This window comes from Colwellia marinimaniae (genome assembly GCF_002207865.1).
Lineage (GTDB): Bacteria > Pseudomonadota > Gammaproteobacteria > Enterobacterales > Alteromonadaceae > Colwellia > Colwellia marinimaniae.
In genome coordinates this window covers 63,451-85,088 of the sequence record NZ_BDQM01000005.1, presented here as the reverse complement: position 1 = coordinate 85,088, position 21,638 = coordinate 63,451, and the positions used below count along the sequence as shown (strand labels likewise).

The 21,638-nt window shown below is 40.2% G+C and carries 19 protein-coding genes; 17 read left to right on the top strand and 2 right to left on the bottom strand.

Annotation, left to right across the window (positions count from 1 at the left end):
* Window positions 1-48: 48 nt before the first annotated feature.
* From pstB to MTCD1_RS04810, 4 genes are all read left to right on the top strand, one after another.
* Window positions 49-888 carry a phosphate ABC transporter ATP-binding protein PstB gene (pstB, locus tag MTCD1_RS04825; RefSeq protein ID WP_057181618.1) on the top strand — a complete coding sequence of 280 codons (840 nt, stop codon included), beginning with the start codon at window positions 49-51 and terminating at the stop codon, window positions 886-888.
* Window positions 889-977: 89 nt separating this feature from the next.
* Window positions 978-1,679: a phosphate signaling complex protein PhoU gene (gene phoU, locus MTCD1_RS04820; protein ID WP_057181617.1), complete on the top strand. Its 702-nt coding sequence runs from the start codon at window positions 978-980 to the stop codon at window positions 1,677-1,679.
* A 238-nt stretch (window positions 1,680-1,917) separates the two neighbouring features.
* Window positions 1,918-2,598, top strand: coding sequence for a TIGR00153 family protein (locus tag MTCD1_RS04815; protein ID WP_057181616.1), 681 nt, complete (start codon window positions 1,918-1,920; stop codon window positions 2,596-2,598).
* A gap of 10 nt (window positions 2,599-2,608) precedes the next feature.
* The gene (locus MTCD1_RS04810; protein ID WP_057181615.1) at window positions 2,609-3,904 is read left to right on the top strand and encodes an inorganic phosphate transporter; all 1,296 of its coding nucleotides are present in this window, start codon (window positions 2,609-2,611) and stop codon (window positions 3,902-3,904) included.
* Between the two features lie 135 nt (window positions 3,905-4,039).
* On the opposite strand, the gene MTCD1_RS04805 is transcribed toward MTCD1_RS04810, so the two are convergent.
* On the bottom strand, window positions 4,040-4,324 hold the full coding sequence (locus tag MTCD1_RS04805) for a peptidylprolyl isomerase (RefSeq protein ID WP_057181614.1): 285 nt from the start codon (window positions 4,322-4,324) through the stop codon (window positions 4,040-4,042).
* 880 nt (window positions 4,325-5,204) lie between these two features.
* Between MTCD1_RS04805 and MTCD1_RS04800 the strand changes: the two genes are divergently transcribed.
* From MTCD1_RS04800 to MTCD1_RS04765, 8 genes are all read left to right on the top strand, one after another.
* Window positions 5,205-5,756 carry a DUF2058 domain-containing protein gene (locus MTCD1_RS04800; protein WP_057181613.1) on the top strand — a complete coding sequence of 184 codons (552 nt, stop codon included), beginning with the start codon at window positions 5,205-5,207 and terminating at the stop codon, window positions 5,754-5,756.
* A 180-nt stretch (window positions 5,757-5,936) separates the two neighbouring features.
* Complete coding sequence (locus tag MTCD1_RS04795; RefSeq protein WP_057181719.1) at window positions 5,937-6,305, top strand: glutaredoxin family protein; 369 nt, start codon at window positions 5,937-5,939, stop codon at window positions 6,303-6,305.
* A 215-nt stretch (window positions 6,306-6,520) separates the two neighbouring features.
* A complete protein-coding gene (msrP, locus tag MTCD1_RS04790; RefSeq protein WP_057181612.1) occupies window positions 6,521-7,528 on the top strand; it encodes a protein-methionine-sulfoxide reductase catalytic subunit MsrP in 1,008 nt (335 codons plus the stop codon).
* 4 nt (window positions 7,529-7,532) lie between these two features.
* On the top strand, window positions 7,533-8,156 hold the full coding sequence (gene msrQ / locus MTCD1_RS04785; protein WP_057181611.1) for a protein-methionine-sulfoxide reductase heme-binding subunit MsrQ: 624 nt from the start codon (window positions 7,533-7,535) through the stop codon (window positions 8,154-8,156).
* A gap of 274 nt (window positions 8,157-8,430) precedes the next feature.
* The gene (locus MTCD1_RS04780; protein WP_082606556.1) at window positions 8,431-9,933 is read left to right on the top strand and encodes an amidohydrolase; all 1,503 of its coding nucleotides are present in this window, start codon (window positions 8,431-8,433) and stop codon (window positions 9,931-9,933) included.
* Between the two features lie 11 nt (window positions 9,934-9,944).
* Window positions 9,945-11,249 (top strand): amidohydrolase family protein, encoded by a 1,305-nt coding sequence (locus tag MTCD1_RS04775; protein WP_057181610.1) that lies wholly within the window; start codon window positions 9,945-9,947, stop codon window positions 11,247-11,249.
* Between the two features lie 288 nt (window positions 11,250-11,537).
* Complete coding sequence (locus tag MTCD1_RS04770; protein WP_057181609.1) at window positions 11,538-13,745, top strand: patatin-like phospholipase family protein; 2,208 nt, start codon at window positions 11,538-11,540, stop codon at window positions 13,743-13,745.
* 247 nt (window positions 13,746-13,992) lie between these two features.
* Window positions 13,993-14,922 (top strand): D-hexose-6-phosphate mutarotase, encoded by a 930-nt coding sequence (locus MTCD1_RS04765; RefSeq protein ID WP_057181608.1) that lies wholly within the window; start codon window positions 13,993-13,995, stop codon window positions 14,920-14,922.
* A 24-nt stretch (window positions 14,923-14,946) separates the two neighbouring features.
* Here the strand turns inward: MTCD1_RS04765 and mutH are convergent, their stop codons facing one another.
* Window positions 14,947-15,615, bottom strand: a complete 669-nt coding sequence (gene mutH / locus MTCD1_RS04760; protein ID WP_057181607.1) for a DNA mismatch repair endonuclease MutH — start codon at window positions 15,613-15,615, stop codon at window positions 14,947-14,949.
* 149 nt (window positions 15,616-15,764) lie between these two features.
* Here mutH and rppH point away from each other — a divergent pair, with 149 nt between their 5' ends.
* The 5 genes from rppH to MTCD1_RS04735 all read left to right on the top strand — a co-directional run bounded on the left by rppH (window position 15,765) and on the right by MTCD1_RS04735 (window position 21,549).
* Entirely contained in the window at window positions 15,765-16,280 is a 516-nt protein-coding gene (gene rppH, locus MTCD1_RS04755; RefSeq protein ID WP_088568909.1) for an RNA pyrophosphohydrolase, read from the top strand.
* 130 nt (window positions 16,281-16,410) lie between these two features.
* Entirely contained in the window at window positions 16,411-18,765 is a 2,355-nt protein-coding gene (gene ptsP, locus MTCD1_RS04750; protein ID WP_057181606.1) for a phosphoenolpyruvate--protein phosphotransferase, read from the top strand.
* Between the two features lie 63 nt (window positions 18,766-18,828).
* A complete protein-coding gene (locus MTCD1_RS04745; protein WP_057181605.1) occupies window positions 18,829-19,623 on the top strand; it encodes a sulfite exporter TauE/SafE family protein in 795 nt (264 codons plus the stop codon).
* A gap of 154 nt (window positions 19,624-19,777) precedes the next feature.
* Window positions 19,778-20,698: a prolipoprotein diacylglyceryl transferase gene (gene lgt / locus MTCD1_RS04740; RefSeq protein WP_057181604.1), complete on the top strand. Its 921-nt coding sequence runs from the start codon at window positions 19,778-19,780 to the stop codon at window positions 20,696-20,698.
* A complete protein-coding gene (locus tag MTCD1_RS04735; protein WP_057181603.1) occupies window positions 20,698-21,549 on the top strand; it encodes a thymidylate synthase in 852 nt (283 codons plus the stop codon). Before lgt ends, MTCD1_RS04735 begins: the two co-directional genes overlap by 1 nt.
* The last annotated feature ends 89 nt before the right edge of the window (window positions 21,550-21,638 follow it).

The window sequence follows — 21,638 nt, the reverse complement described above, 5'->3', positions numbered from 1 at the left end:
AAAATGACAAGTAATGATCAATGAAAAGTAATTAGAGAAAAACCTATTATGATTTCTATAAGCCCAAAAGTATTAGCTACAGGCTCTGACGCTTTAATTAAAAGCCCGCTAGATTTAAATAATTTACCGCCCGAGCAAGTTGCCTTAGATATTAATAAATTAAATTTATTTTATGGTAAAAAACAGGCGTTAAATAATATTACCATGTCGATTCCCAAGGGGCAGGTCACTGCGTTTATTGGACCAAGTGGTTGTGGTAAATCAACCTTATTACGTTGTATTAACCGTATGAATGACTTAGTTGATGATTGTCATATCACAGGTGAAATAAACCTTAATGGTCATAACATCTATAACAAACATGTAGATGTGGCCGAATTGCGACGAAAAGTGGGGATGGTGTTTCAGCGTCCTAATCCTTTTCCTAAAACTATTTATGAAAATGTCGTCTATGGTTTACGTATTATGGGCGAAAATAACCGTAGAAATCTTGATGATGCAGCCGAGCAATCATTACGCAGTGCCGCCTTGTGGAATGAAGTGAAAGATAGATTACATGAAAGCGCTTTAGGGCTTTCTGGTGGTCAGCAGCAGCGCTTAGTGATTGCTCGTGCTATTGCTATTCAACCTGAGGTGTTACTGCTTGATGAGCCGACATCCGCACTTGATCCCATTTCGACCTTGGTCATTGAAGAGTTAATCAATGATCTTAAAAAGCAATTTACTGTGGTAATAGTCACTCATAATATGCAACAAGCAGCACGGGTGTCTGATCAAACGGCATTTATGTATATGGGGGATTTAATCGAGTACAGTGATACCAATACATTATTTACCACGCCATTGAAAAAGAAAACTGAAGATTATATTACTGGTCGTTATGGTTAACTCCTCTAGTAGTAATCTAGTAGTAACTCATTAGCAATAAGTAGATAAGTAGATAAGTATGCAAGAACATACCGATAAAAGGATACACCATGGATAATTTACAAATAGGTCGTCATATTTCTGGCCAGTTCAATGAAGATTTAGAGCGGGTCATTAATAATGTTATGCATATGGGCGGCTTGGTTGAAAAACAAGTAGCGGATGCACTCGCGGCGGTTGATCAACGGGATGTAACCTTGGCGAAGCAAGTGTTAAGTAAAGATTATCAAGTGAATGCTTATGAAGTGAGTATTGATGATGAGTGCACCCGCATCATTGCCAAACGCCAACCAGCGGCTGGCGATTTACGTTTAGTTATGGCGATCGTTAAAACTATTACGGATTTAGAGCGTATTGGCGATGAAGCAGAGAAAATAGCCCGAGTCGCCCTAGAAAACTTTTCCACTTCCCAGCAATACTTATTGGTAAATCTTGATAACTTAGGTCGACGGGTATTAGAGTTTTTGCAATTAAGCTTAGATGCTTTTACTCGAATGGATGTTGATGCTGCTATTAAAATTCATCAAATGGATGACAAAATCAACCGTGAATATGAAGCGCTGATACGTCAATTAATGACCTATATGATGGAAGACCCACGTTCCATCCCGCAAGTTATGACGGTTATTTGGTCCGCTAGAGCGTTAGAGCGTATTGGCGACCGTTGTCAAAATATTTGTGAACATATTATTTATTTTGTTAAAGGTAAGGTGGTTCGTCATACCACGGCGGAAGAGATGAAAAATCTCTAAACGTTCAACAAGTAATTACCAAGTAATTTAAATAAAGATGAATAATAAAAAAAACATTAAATTCAATTGATTAGCTAAGATCTAATCGAGAGTTTAGTGGATATAAATTAACACTGTTGTGGTTAGCTAATATAGGTATGCATTTAAGCTCATATTAGCATTTAACATTGGAAGTTAAATGAGTTACTATCCGCCGCGCATAGCAATGACGAGAGTTATACAGACTGGAAACATAATTATGGCCAGAAATACAATCATAGGTGTATTTGCAAAATCACCAATAAAACCGTTAGAAAAACATATTCAAATAGTTGTTAAATGTAGTAAACAACTTATCCCATTTTTTGATGCATGTTTTGCAAATGACTGGAGTGAAGCGGCAAAAGTTCGTCGTAAACTGTCTAAGTTAGAGCAAGATGCTGATACTTTAAAACGTCAATTACGTCTAGAATTACCTGGTGGCTTATTTATGCCAGTGGATAGAGCTGACTTACTTGAACTCCTTACCCAACAAGACAAAATAGCCAACAAAGCAAAAGATATTGCCGGCCGAATCTTAGGGCGTAAACTTGAAATACCAACTAGCTTGCAAGCAGAGTTTTCTACTTATCTAATGCGCTGTCTTGATGCTACCGAAAAAGCGGCTGAAGCCATTAATGAACTAGATGACTTATTAGAAACGGGCTTTCGTGGCCGTGAAGTTGTCTTAGTTGAGAAAATGATCAACCAATTAGACGCTATTGAAGATGATACCGATAGCTTGCAAATTATTTTACGTAAAAACTTATTAGCGATTGAAAAGGATTTGAATCCAGTTGATGTAATGTTCTTATATCAAATTATTGATTGGGTTGGCGACTTAGCCGATCTTGCTGAACGTGTAGGTGCACGTTTAGAAATTCTTCTTGCTAGGAAATAAGGCTTAACTGATGGATATTATACTTAACTCAGGCGGCACCTTTGTCATTATTGCTGCTGTTGTGGGCTTCTTCATGGCATGGGGTATTGGTGCCAATGATGTCGCTAATGCCATGGGAACCTCTGTTGGTTCAAAAGCACTAACCATTAAACAAGCTATTATTATAGCAATGGTTTTTGAATTTGCCGGAGCTTACCTTGCGGGTGGTGAAGTGACCTCAACCATACGTAAAGGCATCATTGATGCTAGTTACTTTATCGAAACGCCTGAATTACTTGTTTATGGCATGATTTCAGCATTATTTGCTGCGGCAACCTGGTTATTAATCGCTTCAGCCTTAGGTTGGCCGGTCTCTACCACGCATTCTATAATTGGCGCCATTGTTGGTTTTGCTGCGGTAGGCGTAAGCCCTGATGCTGTTGAGTGGGGTAAGGTTCTTGGTATTGTTGGTAGCTGGGTTGTCACGCCACTTATCTCAGGTGTTATCGCTTTTGTTATTTTTAACAGTGCACAAAAATTGATTTTTGATACTGATAAACCATTACAACAAGCTAAGCGTTGGGTTCCTGTTTATATGTTTCTTGCTGGTTTTGTCTTATCACTGGTTACCATCAAAAAAGGTCTTAAACACATAGGTTTAGAAACTGTCGATCTTGGTATTGTCACTCTTGAAATCAAAGGCGCAGGTGGTTATTATTTAGCAATTATTGTCGCTGTTATCGTGGCAATCATAGGTAAAATATTGATTAGTCGCTTGAAGTTTGATGAAACGCTTGCCAAAAAAGCGCAATACGTCAATGTAGAAAAAGTATTTGCTGTATTAATGGTAATTACCGCTTGTGCTATGGCTTTTGCTCACGGTTCAAATGATGTTGCTAACGCCATTGGTCCATTGGCCGCGGTGGTAAGTATTGTTGAAAATGATGGGCAAATTTCTGCTACGTCAGCCATTGCTTGGTGGATTCTTCCATTAGGTGGTTTTGGTATTGTTGCTGGACTAGCGCTGTTTGGTCATAAAGTAATGGCCACCATTGGCCAAGGTATTACTCACTTAACGCCAAGTCGTGGTTTTGCTGCTGAATTAGCTGCGGCTAGTACTGTGGTCATCGCCTCGGGTGCAGGTCTACCAATATCAACTACACAAACTCTGGTTGGTGCGGTGTTAGGTGTCGGTATGGCCCGTGGTATTGCCGCCATTAACTTAGGTGTGGTGCGAAACATTGTTATCTCTTGGGTTGTCACTTTACCTATAGGTGCAGGTTTATCCATTTTGTTCTTCTGGATGATGCAGGCAACTTTTAGCTAGCTTGTTACTGCCCTAAGCTTCTAGAAAACAGAGACAAAAAAGCCGCAAATTTTGCGGCTTTTTCATGTTCTTTATTTAAACTTAGTTTTTACAAACCATTAGCTTAACTAGCTTTTTATTTTACTTTTTATTGGACTAGGTTTCGCTACGTTCAGTTACTTCTAATAAGTGGTAACCAAACTGAGTTTTTACTGGGCCTTGTACGGTATTTAAAGGTGCTGAAAAAACAACTGCATCAAACTCCGGTACCATCTGGCCAGGGCCAAAGCTACCTAGATCACCACCTTGGGCATTAGATGGGCAGTTAGAATGCTCTTTAGCTACTTCAGTAAAGTCTTTACCTGCTTCAATTTCTGTTTTCAAGGCTAAACATTGTTCTTCTGTATCCACTAAAATGTGGCGTGCACTTGCTTGAGACATACTACTTTCCTGTTACTTTAAATTTGAAATTATATTTTTGAAATAATTATAATCATATAATTGATCGCCTGTACAGTAACGCATCTACCTAGCAATTGAAAGTCAGGGAAATGAAACTTGCGCCTTAGCCATCGGAATACCTTAGATGTCAGTGGTTATAATACGGGCGTTTAAAACAGCTATAAAATCTAGTTATCAATGAATTCAATGAGTATAGGCCATTTTAAATACAGGGGTTGGCTAACCACTTTAACCCATAGCTGAACTTTATAATATTACGAAAGGCTTCGTTGTTTACTTGTTTTTGGGTGTTATCATCGGATCAACCAGTACAAATTATAGGGTTATTACCACGGTTAGAGGACAATAATGCTATTTTTAGTCGATGAATTACCAGTAAAACTTTACCATTTATGTCTTATTAACTAAGCCTTGGCAAAGGCCATGACTGTCTAGGAAAAATAATTGCTGGATAAAAGCAACCGGTAGGTAATCGATACAATACCAAGGAACTTGTTCTCACTCAGCGGGCATTAAAAGTCTTAGAGCCAAGGCATTGATGGTCGAGAATGGTTATTGAGGAGAATATACTCAGGATCATTGCTCCGGCATTATCCACATAAGGTACCGTCTGCATTCTCTAATAAGTATCCATGCCGAGTCCTTATCAAAAGTAATAACGCCAGTGGATAAGTTTTTAAATTCGCCCTTCGGGAACTAACTTAATGGACTTGGTATAATGTCTTTCTTTAGCCAGGATAATACTTGATGCGTTACTCTGGAGTCTTTATGCGCCTAAATTGGCACTTACGCTTAAATATGGGTAGAATAGCAAAAAATTTTCGCCTCACATATTGCCTAAAGCAGTAAGGAATTTATCATGGCTTCTCTTCAAGAACAGTTGCTCAAAGCCGGTTTAACTACCAGGCAAAAAACGCGTCAAGCAAATGCCGATAAACGTAAAAAAAATAAGCAAAAACGTAGCGGTGTTGATCATGGCGCGAGTTTACAAGAGCAAGTAAAACAAGACTTAGTTAAGTCGAAAGCTGAGAAAGTTGCTAAAGATAGCGCACTTAATGATGTTAAAAAACAAGAGGTTGCTACTAAAGAACAGCTATTACGCATCAAGCAAATTCTTGAACATCACCAACTGACAGGTGTTAGCGGGGAAAGTGAGTATAACTATACCTTCAATAATAAAGTTAAAAAATTATCGCTTAATACCATCACCCATAAAGCACTGGTCAATGGCCGCTTGGCATTATGTGGCTTAAATGAAGTCACTTACCTTGTTACCAGTGAAACGGCTGCCAAAGTCGCAGAGCTCGACCATACTATGGTGCTAGTGCAAAACGATAAGTTAGCGACTGCAGAAACGGATGAAGATGATCCTTATGCAGATTATCAAATTCCCGATGACCTAATGTGGTAGTTAATTAATAGGACAATGGTCAGCAAAATAATAGTCTGACAATTGTGTTAGAATAATTGCCAGAATTGGTGTCTTGAACGCCTATAACACTAGTACCTATATTAATAGTTAACCTAAACAAAGTGTTAATTAAGCATATAGAAATTACCTTATTTACAAGAGTTACTAAATATTATGTTGATGAAAGCTATCCGTTGGCCCATAGGGCAATTAATTTTAATACTAAACTTTATTTTTTCACCGCGCTCACCAAAACGCGCGATAGAGGAACAAGCTAAAATTGATGATAAAACCCAAAGCTTAAGCTTGTATCAGCTACCATCTTGTCCTTTTTGTGTAAAAGTTCGCCGTACCATGAAACGAGAAGGTTTAAAGATTGAGCTACGTAACATCAGTGGTAAAAATGATTTTAGTGAAGAACTTATTCGTGAAGGCGGTAAACGCAAAGTACCTTGTCTACGTATAGAAAAATCAGATGGTCAAGTGCAATGGTTATATGAGTCAAGTGATGTGGTAGCACATTTACAAACCTTAACTAAAGCCGCTTAATTTTAGTTTAGCTTTAGTTTAGCTTAGCTTTAGTTTAGTTTAGTTTAGTTGAGATAAGTTAAGCTAAGCTAACTTACCTTATTATAAAGTGTGCCATTGATGGCGCACTTTTTTTATTTTAAATGTTAGTAATATCTTTAATGAGCCAGCTTTGAAATTTAATGTAGCTAAAACCTATCTTATTACTAGTTGTCATATTTAATAAGGGATTAGCTGTGCTTATAAAAACAGCCAAGAGCTACGATTTAAAAGAAAGCGATGTAACCCCAGAAGATGTATATCTAAATAGACGTGAATTATTAAAGGGCATGGGCTTTTTAGGGGCGGGTGCTTTGTTAGCTACTGCTAGTGCTAATGCGAACGCTGGTTGGTTCTCCAAAGATGAGCCAATAAAATTCAAAACAACACCGTTAAAGTACACACCGGATACCAATCCAGATAAGTTAATTCTTACTCCTGAAAGTAAAGTTATTTCCCACAATAATTTCTATGAATTTGGCGCACAAAAGCAGCAACCACAAGAGTTAGCACAAAATTTTAACGTTAATCCTTGGCAGTTAACTATTGGTGGTGCATGCGATAAGCCCATCACTTTAGATTACCATGACCTAACCAGTATGTTTCCCCTTAAAGAGCGAATTTATCGTTTGAGGTGTGTTGAAGCTTGGTCCATGGTCATTCCTTGGATCGGCTTTTCTTTGGCTGACTTATTAAAGAAAGTAGCGCCTAACGCCTCAGCAAAATATGTATTGTTTGAAACCCTTGATGATCCAGAGCAGATGCCAGGACAAGCCAATAGACGCTTAGGCGGTGGTATTGCTTACCCCTATGTTGAAGGACTTAGACTTGATGAGGCGATGAACCCACTGACTTTAATGAGTGTCGGTTTATATGGTAAAACTTTACCGCCGCAAAATGGTGCGCCCATTCGGTTAGTGGTGCCATGGAAATATGGCTTTAAAAGTATTAAATCCATAGTGTCGATTACGTTAGTAAGTCAGCAACCACAAACCACCTGGCATAAGCTGGCACCTAAGGAATATGGTTTTTACGCCAATGTTAACCCCGAGCATGACCATCCAAGGTGGAGTCAAGCCAGTGAACGGCACATAACGACGGGAGGTTTATTTGCCCGCAACCGCATTAAAACTTTAGCTTTTAATGGTTATGGTGAGCAGGTAGCTCATTTATATAAAGGTATGAATTTAAGACAGTTCTTTTAGTTGTATGAAGAGAAAAATAGCCACGGCGAACAAAGTATTGATGTTGAAAGTTGTTATTCATCTAGCGGCTTTTTTGCCCTTGTTTAATTTATATACCCTGGCTTTTAATGATTTACTCGGTGCTGACCCGGTACAACGGGTGATTCACTTTACCGGTATCGGTGCTTTTAACTTGTTACTGCTAACGCTTACTGTGTCACCGCTGGCCAAAAAATTTAAACAAGGTTATATATTGCCTGTAAGACGCTTACTTGGCTTATATGCTTTTAGTTATGCCTTTATGCATATACTGAACTTTTTAGCCTTTGATTTGCAGTTTGCTTGGTCGTTATTTTTTAACGAAATTATTAAACGCCCCTATATCACAGTTGGCATGATTGCCTTTGTGTTATTAGCTGCGCTGGCCATTACTTCCGTTAACCGCCTTAAACGGAAAATGGGTAAATCATGGCAAAGCTTACATAATTTTTCTTATCTTATTACTGTCTTGGTGGCGATTCATTTTTATTGGTCGGTTAAATCTGAACTTATTTCACCGCTGTTTTATTTTATCTTGACCCTCATTTTATTAGCTTTTCGCTATAAAAAAATTAAAGCGTTACTCTTATCTATCGTTAAGAAGAAATAACCAGCACCAGTTTAGATACGCTGACCCCAGCCTTTTGCGGTGACATGGCTATAAATAATTTCTCAGGGTTAAGGATAGACTCAGATTTGAGCTTAATCTCAGTCATTAAACCTAATTTTTTGACTGTTTGTCGTCATAACCTTGTTGTTTTAGCCAAAAAAATTTATGGTATCGGGCAATATGTTTCGCTACAGGAATTAAGATGCCTAAAAAGTCATTACCACGCAGTTTTTTTAACGGTAAATTCACTAAAAAAATCACTGATAATAAAAGTATGTTTACCTTGCTCGCCACCAGTATGTTGTCACTTGGTTTAACTGCTTGTCTACCCAATGAAAAACAAGATGCTAAAGTTGTTATCAATAAAAACCCTTACCCAAGTACTTACCAAGCACTACCGGCGCAAAGTATTTTACTAACCAATGCCACTATCTTAACCGGTACTGGTGAGCGCTTAAATGATGCCGACATCTTGTTAGTTAATGGCAAAGTTATGCAAGTAGGTAAAGACTTACTCGCAGGTAAGGCGAAGGTTATTGATATGACCGGTAAGTGGATTACCCCAGGTATCATTGATGTTCATTCCCATTTAGGTGTTTATCCAAATCCACAAGTGGAATCACATTCCGATGGCAATGAGATGACCTCGCCTAATACTTCAGAAGTTTGGGCTGAACATAGCGTTTGGCCGCAAGATCCGGCCTTTGAAGCTGCTCGTGCTGGTGGTGTAACTACCCTACAGATATTACCTGGCTCAGCTAATTTATTTGGTGGCCGTGGTGTTACTTTACGTAATGTACCCAGTGTAACCATGCAAGGCATGAAATTTGCCGAGGCACCTTATGGTTTGAAGATGGCTTGTGGTGAAAACCCTAAACGTGTTTATGGTAGCCGAAAAGTATTACCATCTACTCGCATGGGTAATGTTGCCGGTTACCGCAGTGCTTGGCTTGCTGCGACGGAGTACCAGCGTGCTTGGGATAAGTATGACAGTGACTACAGCGCTGGTAAAAACCCGAAAGCACCAAAACGTGATCTAGAGCTTGATACCTTAATGGGGGTTTTAGACGGCGAAATTTTAATTCATAACCATTGTTATAAAGCGGAAGAGATGGCGGTAATGATTGACCTTGGTAATGAGTTTAATTATCACTCGGGTACTTTTCACCATGCCATTGAAGCGTATAAAATTGCTGATTTATTAGCTGCCAATGGCAACTGTGCGGCCATGTGGCCAGATTGGTGGGGCTTTAAAATGGAAGCTTTTGACATGGTTGAAGAAAATGTTGCCATTGTTGATGCGGTTAAAAATTCTTGTGCTGTGGTGCATTCTGACTCAAGCACAACTATTCAACGTTTAAACCAAGAAGCGGCGAAAGTGATGTACCGTGCCAATGAGCATGGTTTTGCCTTAAAAGAAGAAGATGCCATTAAGTGGATTACCGCCAATGCCGCCAAATCTTTGGGTATTGATGATGAAGTTGGCAGTTTAGTGGTGGGTAAAAAGGCTGATGTTGTCGTTTGGAGCACTAATCCGTTCAGCGTTTATGCCCAAGCTGAGCAAGTCTTTATTGATGGCGCTAAGGTTTATGATAGGTTTGATGATAAATACCAAGCTAAAAGTGATTTTTTACTTGGCCAAACACTAGATAGTTATGTTGATAGCGATGCCAGTAAAGCCGCTAACAAAGCAAGCACTGAACCGGTAAACAGTTCAGTAAACAACTCAGTAAATAAGCCAGCAAGCAAACCAGTAACCAAACCAGTAACCAAATAAGGGCAACCTCAATGAAAAACATTCAATTAATTACTTCGTTGCGTTATGTTTTGTTTGGCGCACTAGCCCTAACAACTAGCGCGGTACAGGCAGAAAAAATAGCTATCACCAATGCCACTGTGTATACAGTTGCTGAACAAGGGGTACTTTTACAAGCAACCGTTGTTATTGAAGGGGGAAAAATTACCGCCGTTTATAGCAAGGATGACGTGCCAGACTCACTTAATGCCGACACTATTATCGATGCTAAAGGACGTATTTTAACGCCAGGTTTTATTGCCACTAAGAACTTATTGGGTTTAGTTGAAGTGGGCGCTGTCTCCGCTACTCGCGACGGCTCTGATAAAAAAGCAGATTTAACCTTTGATGCCAGTTTAGCCTTTAACCCTAAGTCGAGCTTAATACCTTATGCGCGCAAGGGCGGTATAACCAGTAACTTGGTTATGCCACATGGTGGCGAAAAAGTGTTTACCGGTCAAAGCTTTGTCGTTAATTTATCCGGTGAATTTGACAGTGTTATTGTCTCGCAAAACGCGGTAATAGTGTCACTTGGTAGCACTCGTAAAGGCTCAAGAGCGGTTAAATTGCAAACCTTGAGTAATGAACTTGAAGATGCACAAAAATCCTTAGCTAAAGCCGAAAAAGCTAAAGCCAAGAAGAAAAAGTCGCAAGGAAAAGACAAAGAAGAAAAAGAAGCTAAAACGCCATCGCGGGCAGAGCAGGTCATGTATGCTTTATTATCAGGTGAAAAACCACTATTGGCTTACGCGGATAGAGCAACAGATATTCTCGCCTTACTTAAAATAAAGCAAAAATATAACCTTGATCTAATACTTGTTGGCGCAAGCGATGCTGTGCTAGTTAGCGAAGAAATAGCGAAAGCCAAGGTAACGGTAATGATGAGTGCTATTGATAACTTACCGACTAGTTTTGATTCATTGCATACCTCACTTGCCAATGTCGCTATATTGAGCAAAGCGGGTGTTACCGTTATTATCACTAATAGTGGAGAGAGCCATAACATTAATCAATTACGCTTTGATGCGGGTGTGGCCATTGCCAATGGTCTAGCAGAAACCACTGCCTTAGCCGCAATTACTGCCAATGTTGCCGATAGCTTTAACTTAAACTCTGGCCGTATTGTTGTCGGTAAAAATGCTGATTTAGTTTTATGGAGCAGTGATCCGTTTGAAATTAGTACCAAGGTCGATGCTATGTGGATTAACGGTAATGCTATGTCGTTAACATCACGCCAAGATGCATTACGTCAACGTTATACCGCCGATACTAATATGCCGCGTGCCTATACTAAATAATGATCAATCTTTAAGGTAAGCCTAAGGTTAAGCATAAAGCTAAAGCCTTGGGGCATTGAGGGAGTCACTGTACCGTTAACAAAGCCCGTATGTTAAGGAAACTCAACATACGGGCTTTTTATTTTACTCATACAATTGTTAAAATAAATTGCCTTGGTCAGTATTATATTCAGCGCATTCGCTAAGTGATGGCTAAATTGAGTCAAGAGATTAAACTTGTATTTTAATTATTGAACATTATTATAATGTTACATATTTAACTGACTAACTAATTTTTAAGCAACTATTATGCGTTTTGTTTTACTGACTTTTTTACTCTTTAAGCTAGCTACGTTAGCTTTTTCTGTCCATGCCCGGGATAAAATTGGTTTAGTCTTAAGTGGCGGTGGCGCGAAAGGCTCGGCCCATATTGGTGTGCTTAAAGTTCTAGAACAACATAACATTCCTATCGATTATGTGGTCGGTACCAGTATTGGCGCTTATGTCGGCGGCATGTATGCCTTAGGTTATGAAGTTGATGAAATTGAACGTATTATGCTGGCATTGCCTTGGCATGATGGTTACTCTGATTTCATCCCAAGGGCAGCACTCTCATATGCCAATAAACAGCACAGAGATAGGTACAATTTATCAATAAGATTAGGTTATAGCGATGGCGAGTTTAAAGTTCCCCATGGCTTGTTGTTAGGACAAAGTGCTTATCAAATCCTACAGCGCTCAACGGATACCGTCAGCTCTTTTGCTAGTTTCGATGACTTGGCCATACCCTTTCGAGCGATTGCCTCAAATATAGCAACAGCAAAAATGGTGGTGCTGGATGCTGGCAGTATTAACCAAGCAATGAAAGCATCGGCCGCCGTACCAGGTATTGTTGCTGCGGTCGAAATTGATGGCGTGATGTTAGTTGATGGCGGTATCACCAATAATATGCCCATTGATGTCGTTAAAAGTATGGGCGCCGATATTGTTATTGCTGTCGATATTGGCTCGCCATTAGCAGAACAAAGTGAATTAACCAGTACCGTATCCGTGCTCAATCAGTTATCTACCATTTTAACGAACAATACCAGTTTGGCGAAAAAAGCCTTAATGACTGATAAAGATGTGTTGTTACGGCCAGCCATTGATGAGCTAAGCACCACAGATTGGTCGGTTATGCCACAAGCGCTAAAGTTGGGCGAGCAAGCCGCGTTGGCTAATTTAGATGTTTTGGCAAAATTAGCCATTAATGACATTGATTATCAAGCTTATCAACAACAAAAGCGCAATAAAGCTCAACAGTGGTTTGCTAAGCTAGCCGACAAAATTGTTGAAATTCAATTTAGCAATGATTCAAAAGTAGAAAACGATATTATTGCCCTGCACTTTGCCGTTGAGTTAAACAAAGAACTGAGCAAAGAAGCCTTAGATTTAGCCATTGATAGAGTCTATGCCTTAGATAAATTTGAACAAGTAACCGTTGAGTTTATTGATACCGAGCAAGGTAGGGTTTTAATTCTCTATACTAAGGCTAAGTCTTGGGGGCCTAATTACTTTGATTTTGGTTTTAATTTAAAGACAGACTTTTCTAATCGCTCTATCACTTCGATGAATATGTCTTATTTGATGACAGATCTTACCCCTAAGGGTGGTCGCTGGTTAAATGAAGTTAGAGTTGGTTGGGAAACCTTACTTGCTAGTGAATTCTATCAACCGTTGAACAAGTCACATGATTTATACAGTCGCGCTAGAGTTACCTTTGCTCAAGACCGGTGGGAAAAAACCAATCAACGTCCTGAACTGAGTAAAGACTCTTATTTGGCAACGCTATCCTTAGGTTATAATTACTCTTTTAACGGTATTATTGAGTTAGGCGTAACGGCTGAAACGGGGGATTTATCCTTAGATACTCCCGATACTGATGAGTTTGATTATCAGAGTTATGGCAGCTTTGTTAAGTTTGCTTATGATACGCTCAACAGTATTAATTTCCCCACGCAAGGCAATAAGTTATCCGTTGAAGTGCAGTGGCTAAATGATAAGTACTCACCGCATTTAACCACCACTACAACAGATAAAACCCTGACCTTTACTCTTGATTGGCGTGGTGCTGTTGGTCTTGGTGGCCATACTTTTGTTGGTATAACCTCTTTTGCCACTATAGATAATGACAGTGACTTTAGTGTCCATGTGACCGAGCTAGGTGGTTTCTTAAACCTGTCTGGCTATCAAGAGGATGCGCTTATTGGTGTACATAAAGTCTTTGCTGCGGTTGTTTATCAGTATGATTTAGGCCGTGAAGTACCCGGTGGCTCAGGTTTACCTATTTATTTAGGGACCAGTATTGAGGCCGGTAATGTTTGGGCTATGAATGAAACCGTTAAATACAGTGATTTAATTCACTCCGGCAGCATTTACATAGGCACAGACACCAGTTTTGGCCCTGCGGTATTCGGTATAGGAGCTGCCACAGGCGGTGAGTATTCGCTATTTTTATCGCTAGGTAAAAGCTGGTAGATAGGCCACTGTAGCTAACGAAGTGATTTCTCGCTAAAAGAGCATATTTTTATATGGCTTGCTGTTAAGTAAAAGCTAGCAGGTAAGCTTTTATGCTATCAACCAGTGTTAGCTTCTTATAGAATTTAGCAGCTTTTAGCTACTTGCTAATAAAACCTAGCTTAATCTACCGTTTAAAAACGCGAACAATTGATTTTGGTATAACAAGCACTTACCACTTTATAACCTAACTACATTAGTTACCGCCATGACACAAATATTATTAGATAACGATTTTGCTCAAGTTACCGCCATCACCCTAAACCAGGGTGATTCTTCACCAGGAAACCTTCCAGCGGGGAATGCTACTGAATGTCATGAGGGACTCAGTATTAGCCATGTACATTGCCAAGCACGGCTAAGTTTGTATGGCGGGCAAGTGTTAAGTTTTACCCCTAGGGGCCATAAAGATGTTTTATGGTTAAGTGAGCAAGCTAGTTATCAACGCGGTACAGCAATTCGCGGTGGTATCCCGCTGTGTTGGCCTTGGTTTGGTGCGCATGATAAGCAAGATAAGCAGATAAAATCAGCTAACCATGGCTTTGCTCGCCAACTGCCATGGCAACTTGAAGCAATTGAGGCCGATGAAAGTGGCGTTACCCTTGTTTTGGTCTTAGAGGGAGAGCAGCAACATCCGCTGTGGCCTAATGCCTATAAATTAAAGCAAACGCTGTTTTTTGGTAAAAGCCTTAAACAGACCCTAGCCATGAGCAACCTTTCGCCAGACGATGCCCAATACTCGACTGCCTTGCATAGCTATTTTAGTGTCAGTAAGCCAAACAACGTCACCATAGATGCGTTAACTGGCGTGAATTATTATGATAAATTAACCGGTAATTCGAGCATTCAACAACAGAGCGTTAGTTGTGTCGGCGAGATTGATCGTGAATATCATAGCAGTGAACCAATGACCCTTGTTGATAGCCAGTGGCAGCGTAAAATTACTATCGTCAGCAGTAATTGCCAACAGTGGGTGTTATGGAACCCAGGCGTTGACTTAGCCAATACTATGGCAGATATTCACCCTAATGGTGAGCAAGAATATGTTTGTTTAGAAGCCGCAAATACTCGCTGGCAAGCACTGCCGGCAGGGACAACTGTCATCATCTCGCAAGAAATAACCGTCACTAAACTTTAACTACACTCTCGTTTCTTTGACGAATTAGTTAATTCTTAAATAGCGATGTAACAAGGCTTGAGTAAAATTTATCTTTAGATAAAAACCCCGCGGTAAGGTCATAAAAGGTTTACCGTTGCGGTCAAATGCTTGGGTTTTTACTTTGCTGTTGGCCGCTTTGGGTCTTAACTGCATCACTTGCCCGTGTTTGCCATGAATATTCTCTACTTCACCCAGTACTATCATATCGGTGAGCTCTTGCCAGTCTTGGGCTAATAACGCTTCTTCTTCAGCGTTGGGCGACCATAAAAAAGGTGTAGCCACTAAACGCTCACTCAACGGCACATCTTTACGGGTGATCACTGGCACCCAGAGTACTCGCGCTAACTTCTTCCGCACGTAGCAATTATGCCAAGTTACCCCAACTAGACCAGTTAACGGGGCTACACTGACAAATGTTGTTTCAAGCGGTTTAGCTTGCTCATTAATGGGTAAGGATTTTAGTTCAATACCTAAGTGAGGGAAATCTGGCTCTGGCCTAGAGCCAGCACTGGCGCCTAGTACATGCTCGAATAACAAACCTATCCAACCTTTATTACGGCTTAAATCCTTAGGAATGGCAATACCTGCTTGTTGCGCTATTTCACCTAGGGTTAATCCGGCTAAATTTTGCGCACTTTGCATCAGTGCTTGTTCAGAGGAGGGTATGTTCATAAGTGCAGTGAATTAACCATGAAATATATTATTACTAAGTTAATAACTATTATCATGGTTTTGCTAAAAAAATCAAAGTAATCATTTGCCCCTCTGACGTTAATATGGTTGAATTGATGCAAGAATTTTATAAATTGTCAGGAGTTCCTGTGATCGATGCCGAAGGCTATCGCGCCAACGTCGGCATAGTAATAATTAATGACAGGGGGCAAGTATTTTGGGCACGGCGGTTTGGACAACATTCATGGCAATATCCACAAGGTGGTGTTGATGAAGGTGAGTCGGCTGAGGAAACCATGTATCGAGAGTTACATGAAGAAGTTGGCTTAAAACCCGAACACGTGAAAATTGTTACTTCAACTAAGCATTGGCTAAAATATAGATTACCAAAACGTTATATTAGGCATGACTCTAAACCCGTTTGTATTGGACAAAAACAAAAGTGGTTTTTATTAAAACTAACGGCACCAGAATCTGCAGTTGATCTACTGCATAGCTCGCACCCTGAATTTGATGATTGGCGATGGGTAAGTTACTGGTATCCGGTTAGGCAGGTTGTCTCTTTTAAACGTGATATATATCGCATGGTCATGAAAGAGTTTGCCAGTTTTGCTTTACCGTTAACGTATGAACGGCGGCCGGAGCGTCGTAAACGTCGCGCCTAGTGTCAATAAAACTTAATTATTACTATGATTGTAGAATCGCGCTAATAATCGTAATAGCCCACTTTATTGTGGGTTATTTTTTTCTAACTTTCACTTTATGCTAACCCTTAATAAATTTTTGAGGCCTTAAATGTTAACTACCTTACGTCGAATAGTCTTGGAATTTAGTCAAGAGGCTGAACTGCAAAATGCGTTAGAACGTATGGTATCTAGTGTAAAAAAAGCCATGAAAACTGATTGTTGCTCAATTTATCTTGCCGATTATCACCAGCAACATTTTTTATTAATGGCTTCTGATGGCTTAGCTAAAACTTCACAAGGACAAACCTGTATCGGTTTTTCTGAGGGCTTAGTCGGTCTTGTCGGCCAACGAGAAGAACCGTTAAATATTGCTGATGCTCAGCAGCATCAAGACTTTATTCACGCTCCAGAAGTTGAAGAAGAGGATTTTAATGCCTTTTTGGGCACGCCCATTATTCATCAACGTAAAGTGTTAGGTATTTTAGCGATTCAGCAAAAAGAGTCGCGTCATTTTACTGAAAATGACGAAGCTTTTTTAGTGACACTGTCAGCGCAATTAGCCGGTGCTTTGGCTAATGCCGAAATTAAAAATTTACTGAATCAGCAAGAAGAACACAATCAAGGTGTTAAACAATTACATGGTATTGCTGGCGCGCCAGGAATAGCCTTAGGTCAAATTTTCGTCTGCCAACCGCAAGCTGATCTTGCTGCGGTCTCATTAAAAAAATCTAACGATAGGCCAAAACAGTTATTGCGCTTTGAACAAGCCGTTGAAAAAACGCGTTTAGAATTTAATGCCCTAAGTAGTAAATTGAGTGAAACGATTGATGATGACAGCTTAGCTATTTTTGATGTTTACAAACAATTATTAGAACATGCCAATTTAGGCCAAGAGGTTGCCGCGAAAATCGCCCAAGGTTGGCGTGCGGATAGTGCCTTAAGGTTAGTGATCGAGCATTATATTAGTCAATTTGAAGCCATTGAAGACAGCTACTTTCGCGAGCGCGCCAGTGATATTCGAGACTTAGGCACGCGTTTATTGATTAATCTTCAGCAACAAGCGCAAGAAGAACAGCTATTGCCCAACGAATTTATTTTGCTGGCACAAGACGTTAGTGCCGCCATGGTCGCTCAATATCAGCATCAGGGTCTGCTTGGCATTATTTCCTTATCAGGTTCAAATAATTCTCACGCGGCTATTTTAGCGCGTTCATTAGGTTTGCCGGCCATTATGGGGGTTAATGCCATAGTGCTTAGTCAATTACACCAGCAACAGGCGATACTTGATGGTTATAGTGGCGAGTTATTTATCAAACCTGATGAAACTTTAATACAAGAATATCAGTATTTATTAAGCCAAGAAAAAGCCCTGACCGATAAAGTCATGGCCGTGGCACACCTGCCTTGTATTACCCAAGATGGTAGAGCGATTGAAGTGTTACTCAATGCCGGTTTATCGGCAGGATTTGAACATAATGCGCAACTTGGTGCCCTTGGTATTGGTTTATATCGCACCGAAATACCCTTTATGAATAGGCACTGTTTTCCCTCGGAGCAAGAGCAAACTAAGTTATATCGCAAAGTGCTACAGGTCTTTCCTAAACATAGTGTCACCATGCGTACTTTAGATGTCGGCGGCGATAAATCACTGCCGTATTTTCCTATTAATGAAGAAAACCCTTTTCTGGGCTGGCGCGGCATTCGTATTACCCTAGATCATCCGGAAATATTTCTGGTGCAGGTGCGGGCAATGTTACGGGCCAATCAAGGCTTAAATAATTTAGAAATCATGTTGCCGATGATCTCTGGTGTTGAAGAAGTAGATGAATCCATTCGCTTAATCAATCAGGCGTTTGCCGAGCTAAAAGCGGAATTGACCACAGCAATAACCACAGAGCTAATGTCAGCAAGCAATGCCGATGGTCACTTAAGTCTCCAGCAAGCACAATTGAAAGCTCAGGCTGTATCGGCGCAATTAGTACGGCCCAAAGTGGGTATTATGCTAGAGGTGCCTTCAGTTATATTTCAAATGGAAGCGCTAGCAAAACGTGTTGATTTTTTCTCTGTTGGTAGTAATGACTTAACGCAGTATTTATTAGCGGTCGATCGAAATAATAGCCAGGTGGCTAATTTATATGATGCTTTTCATCCGGCGGTATTAACGGCTTTAAATAGCTTGGCTCAGCAATCGGCGCAATATTTAACGCCCATTAGTTTATGTGGTGAATTGGCGGCACAACCTGCCGGGGCCATTTTATTATTGGCCATGGGTTATGACAAAATAAGCATGAATGGTCATAACGTACCCCGTATTAAATGGGTTATTCGTCACATTACCTTTACTCAAGCAGAAACTATTTTAGCTAAAGTCTTAACCTTAACAACGGCTAAGCAAGTACATAGTTATCTCAATGAACAGCTGGAAGCACTTGGCCTGGGTGTTTTTATTCACGCGGGTGGTTAGGGGCTGTTTCCCCCTCCTTTTTGAGCAATAATTGATAGAAGGGCGGACTTGCCGCTAACTAGTATGATTTTAACTGTATTAATATTTTGTCTCGTTTTAGGTAGTATTGTTGGTTTTCTTGCTGGCCTGTTAGGCATAGGTGGCGGTCTTATTATCGTACCAGCACTGGTGTATTTACTGCCACTGGTTGGCGTGAGTAGCGAGATAGTAATGCCGGTGGCGTTAGGCACGTCTTTAGGGGCAATTGTCATTACCTCGGCCAGTGCGGCATTCGCCCACCATAGACAAGATAATATCCCCTGGTCATTAGCCAGACCATTAATGATCTTAATCGCCATAGGGGCATTGTTAGGCGCTTTCATTGCTGATTCTCTTTCGAGTGAAGTGTTGGCCGGGTTTTTCTCTGTTGTCGTGGTTTTACTGGCGGTTTACATGTTACTTTCGATAAATGCCTCAAAAGTAAGGTCACTGCCCGCCACTTATGTTTTGCCATCACTTAGCTTTTTTACCGGCGTTATTGCCAGTTTAATGGGCATTGCTGGCGGTGCTATTTTAGTACCCATGTTGAGTTTTTTCGGCGTGTCGGTGCGCCATAGCATTGGTATAGCAACCGCTTGTGGCGTTATGGTGGCCTTATTTGGCTCACTTGGTTACATCATTACTGGCTTTAATTTAACAAATTTGCCTGAGTGGAGTTTCGGTTATATTTATTTGCCAGCCTTATTGGGCATAGTGATGAGTTCGATAATATTTGCGCCGATAGGGGTTAAATATGCCAGTCAATTACCGGTGAAAACCTTGAAGAAAATTTTTGCGGTTTTTCTTATTCTTGTCGCTATTAAAATGATGCTTAGTTAACCAGTTTTAACTGATTTTTTAAGTTGAGTGGTTTGCAGTTAAGTATTTTAATAAATAACCTTTTAGCCATAACAGGGTATAATCGTGCGCATTAAGCAAAGATTTTATCTTTTAACCTTTTATCTCTAACTTTTATCTAAAAAATGGACCAGCAATGACAGATAAGTTTTTACAATTCCCCGTGATAGACCCCATCATTTTTAGCATTGGCCCAGTATCATTACGTTGGTATGGCACTATGTACTTAATTGGTTTTCTTGCCGCACTGTTTATGGCAAACAAGGCGGCTGATAAAAGTAATGGCTTATGGACACGTGAGCAAGTCAGTGATGTATTATTTTACGGTTTTATCGGCGTTATTTTAGGTGGCCGTATTGGCTACGTGCTGTTTTACCAGTTTGACTACTTCTTAGCTGATCCCTTATACCTATTACAAATATGGCAAGGTGGCATGTCTTTTCATGGTGGCTTACTGGGGGTTACTTTAGCGGTACTGATTTTTGCCCGTAAGACCAATAAGTCCTTTTTAGCGGTCGGCGATTTCATTGTGCCCTTAGTACCTATTGGTTTAGGCATGGGCCGTTTAGGCAACTTTATCAATGCCGAGCTCTGGGGACGTCAAACTGATGTGCCTTGGGCTATGGTTTTCCCAACAGATGCCTTACAAGTTCCGCGTCATCCCTCACAGCTCTATGAATTCTTTTTAGAAGGCGTGGTATTGTTTATTATTTTGTATGTTATTACCCGTAAGCCACGCAGTTTAGGTTTAACCTCGGGGGTGTTTTTAATTGGTTATGGTGTTTTCAGAAGTATGGTCGAATTCTTCCGTGAGCCAGATGCTCATTTAGGTTTGTATTTCTCTTTTATCTCCAAAGGGCAAATATTAAGTATTCCCATGATACTTATTGGACTGTTTATCATTTATTGGGGGTACAACCAGCAGCAAAAATTGGCCATTAATGAGAGTAAAAAAGTGAGCAAAGCCAGTGCGAAGTCGACCAGTACATCTGCTAGCTCATCATCAAAGAAAGCTAATAGCTCATCATCGATAAAATCTGCCAAAGGAAATAGTTAATGCGCGCTTATTTAGATTTATGTCAACGCATTGTTGATCAAGGTACCTGGGTTGAAAATGAGCGTACTGGCAAGCGTTGTTTGACGGTGATTAATGCCGATTTAGAATACAATGTTGGCGCTAATGAATTTCCGTTAATTACCACCCGTAAAAGCTTTTATAAATCGGCCATAGCGGAATTTATTGGTTATATCCGTGGCTATGATAATGCCAGTGATTTTCGTAAATTAGGCACTAAAACGTGGGATGCCAATGCCAATTTAAATGCAGCTTGGCTGAATAACTCCCACCGTAAAGGTGAAGATGATATGGGCCGCGTGTATGGTGTTCAAGCCCGCGCTTGGGCTAAGCCCGATGGCGGCACTATTGATCAACTGAAGAAGATTGTTGATAACCTAAAAAACGGTATTGATGATCGCGCTGAAATTATGACTTTTTACAACCCAGGTGAATTTCACTTGGGCTGTTTAAGACCTTGTATGCATACTCATAACTTCTCGTTATTGGGCGATACTTTACACCTAACCAGCTTTCAGCGTTCGTGTGATGTACCGCTAGGACTTAACTTTAACCAGGTGCAAGTGTTTACCTTTTTGGCGTTAATGGCGCAAATAACCGGTAAAAAAGCCGGTATGGCCTATCACAAAATTGTTAATGCCCATATTTATGAAGACCAGTTATCGTTAATGCAAGAGGTGCAGCTAAAACGTGAACCGATGGCGTTGCCAAAACTTATCATCAACCCAGACATCAAATCATTAGAAGATTTAGAGACTTGGGTAACCATGGATGATTTTAAAGTAGAAGGTTACGAGTGCCATGAGGCGATTAAATATCCATTTTCGGTGTAAACGTTATCGTCTTATATAGGGTATTTAATACTTATTATAAGACATTGCGATAAGGTTTTTAAATATAAAAATGGCCGTATCATTGATAC

Bases quoted from the DNA above. Each gene is read 5' to 3' on its own strand.
- pstB (WP_057181618.1), top strand. From the start codon at position 49: ATGATTTCTATAAGCCCAAAAGTATTAGCTACAGGCTCTGACGCTTTA.
- phoU (WP_057181617.1), top strand. From the start codon at position 978: ATGGATAATTTACAAATAGGTCGTCATATTTCTGGCCAGTTCAATGAA.
- MTCD1_RS04815 (WP_057181616.1), top strand. From the start codon at position 1,918: ATGGCCAGAAATACAATCATAGGTGTATTTGCAAAATCACCAATAAAA.
- MTCD1_RS04810 (WP_057181615.1), top strand. From the start codon at position 2,609: ATGGATATTATACTTAACTCAGGCGGCACCTTTGTCATTATTGCTGCT.
- MTCD1_RS04805 (WP_057181614.1), bottom strand. From the start codon at position 4,324: ATGTCTCAAGCAAGTGCACGCCACATTTTAGTGGATACAGAAGAACAA.
- MTCD1_RS04800 (WP_057181613.1), top strand. From the start codon at position 5,205: ATGGCTTCTCTTCAAGAACAGTTGCTCAAAGCCGGTTTAACTACCAGG.
- MTCD1_RS04795 (WP_057181719.1), top strand. From the start codon at position 5,937: ATGAAAGCTATCCGTTGGCCCATAGGGCAATTAATTTTAATACTAAAC.
- msrQ (WP_057181611.1), top strand. From the start codon at position 7,533: ATGAAGAGAAAAATAGCCACGGCGAACAAAGTATTGATGTTGAAAGTT.
- MTCD1_RS04780 (WP_082606556.1), top strand. From the start codon at position 8,431: ATGTTTACCTTGCTCGCCACCAGTATGTTGTCACTTGGTTTAACTGCT.
- MTCD1_RS04775 (WP_057181610.1), top strand. From the start codon at position 9,945: ATGAAAAACATTCAATTAATTACTTCGTTGCGTTATGTTTTGTTTGGC.
- MTCD1_RS04770 (WP_057181609.1), top strand. From the start codon at position 11,538: ATGCGTTTTGTTTTACTGACTTTTTTACTCTTTAAGCTAGCTACGTTA.
- MTCD1_RS04765 (WP_057181608.1), top strand. From the start codon at position 13,993: ATGACACAAATATTATTAGATAACGATTTTGCTCAAGTTACCGCCATC.
- mutH (WP_057181607.1), bottom strand. From the start codon at position 15,615: ATGAACATACCCTCCTCTGAACAAGCACTGATGCAAAGTGCGCAAAAT.
- ptsP (WP_057181606.1), top strand. From the start codon at position 16,411: ATGTTAACTACCTTACGTCGAATAGTCTTGGAATTTAGTCAAGAGGCT.
- MTCD1_RS04745 (WP_057181605.1), top strand. From the start codon at position 18,829: ATGATTTTAACTGTATTAATATTTTGTCTCGTTTTAGGTAGTATTGTT.
- lgt (WP_057181604.1), top strand. From the start codon at position 19,778: ATGACAGATAAGTTTTTACAATTCCCCGTGATAGACCCCATCATTTTT.
- MTCD1_RS04735 (WP_057181603.1), top strand. From the start codon at position 20,698: ATGCGCGCTTATTTAGATTTATGTCAACGCATTGTTGATCAAGGTACC.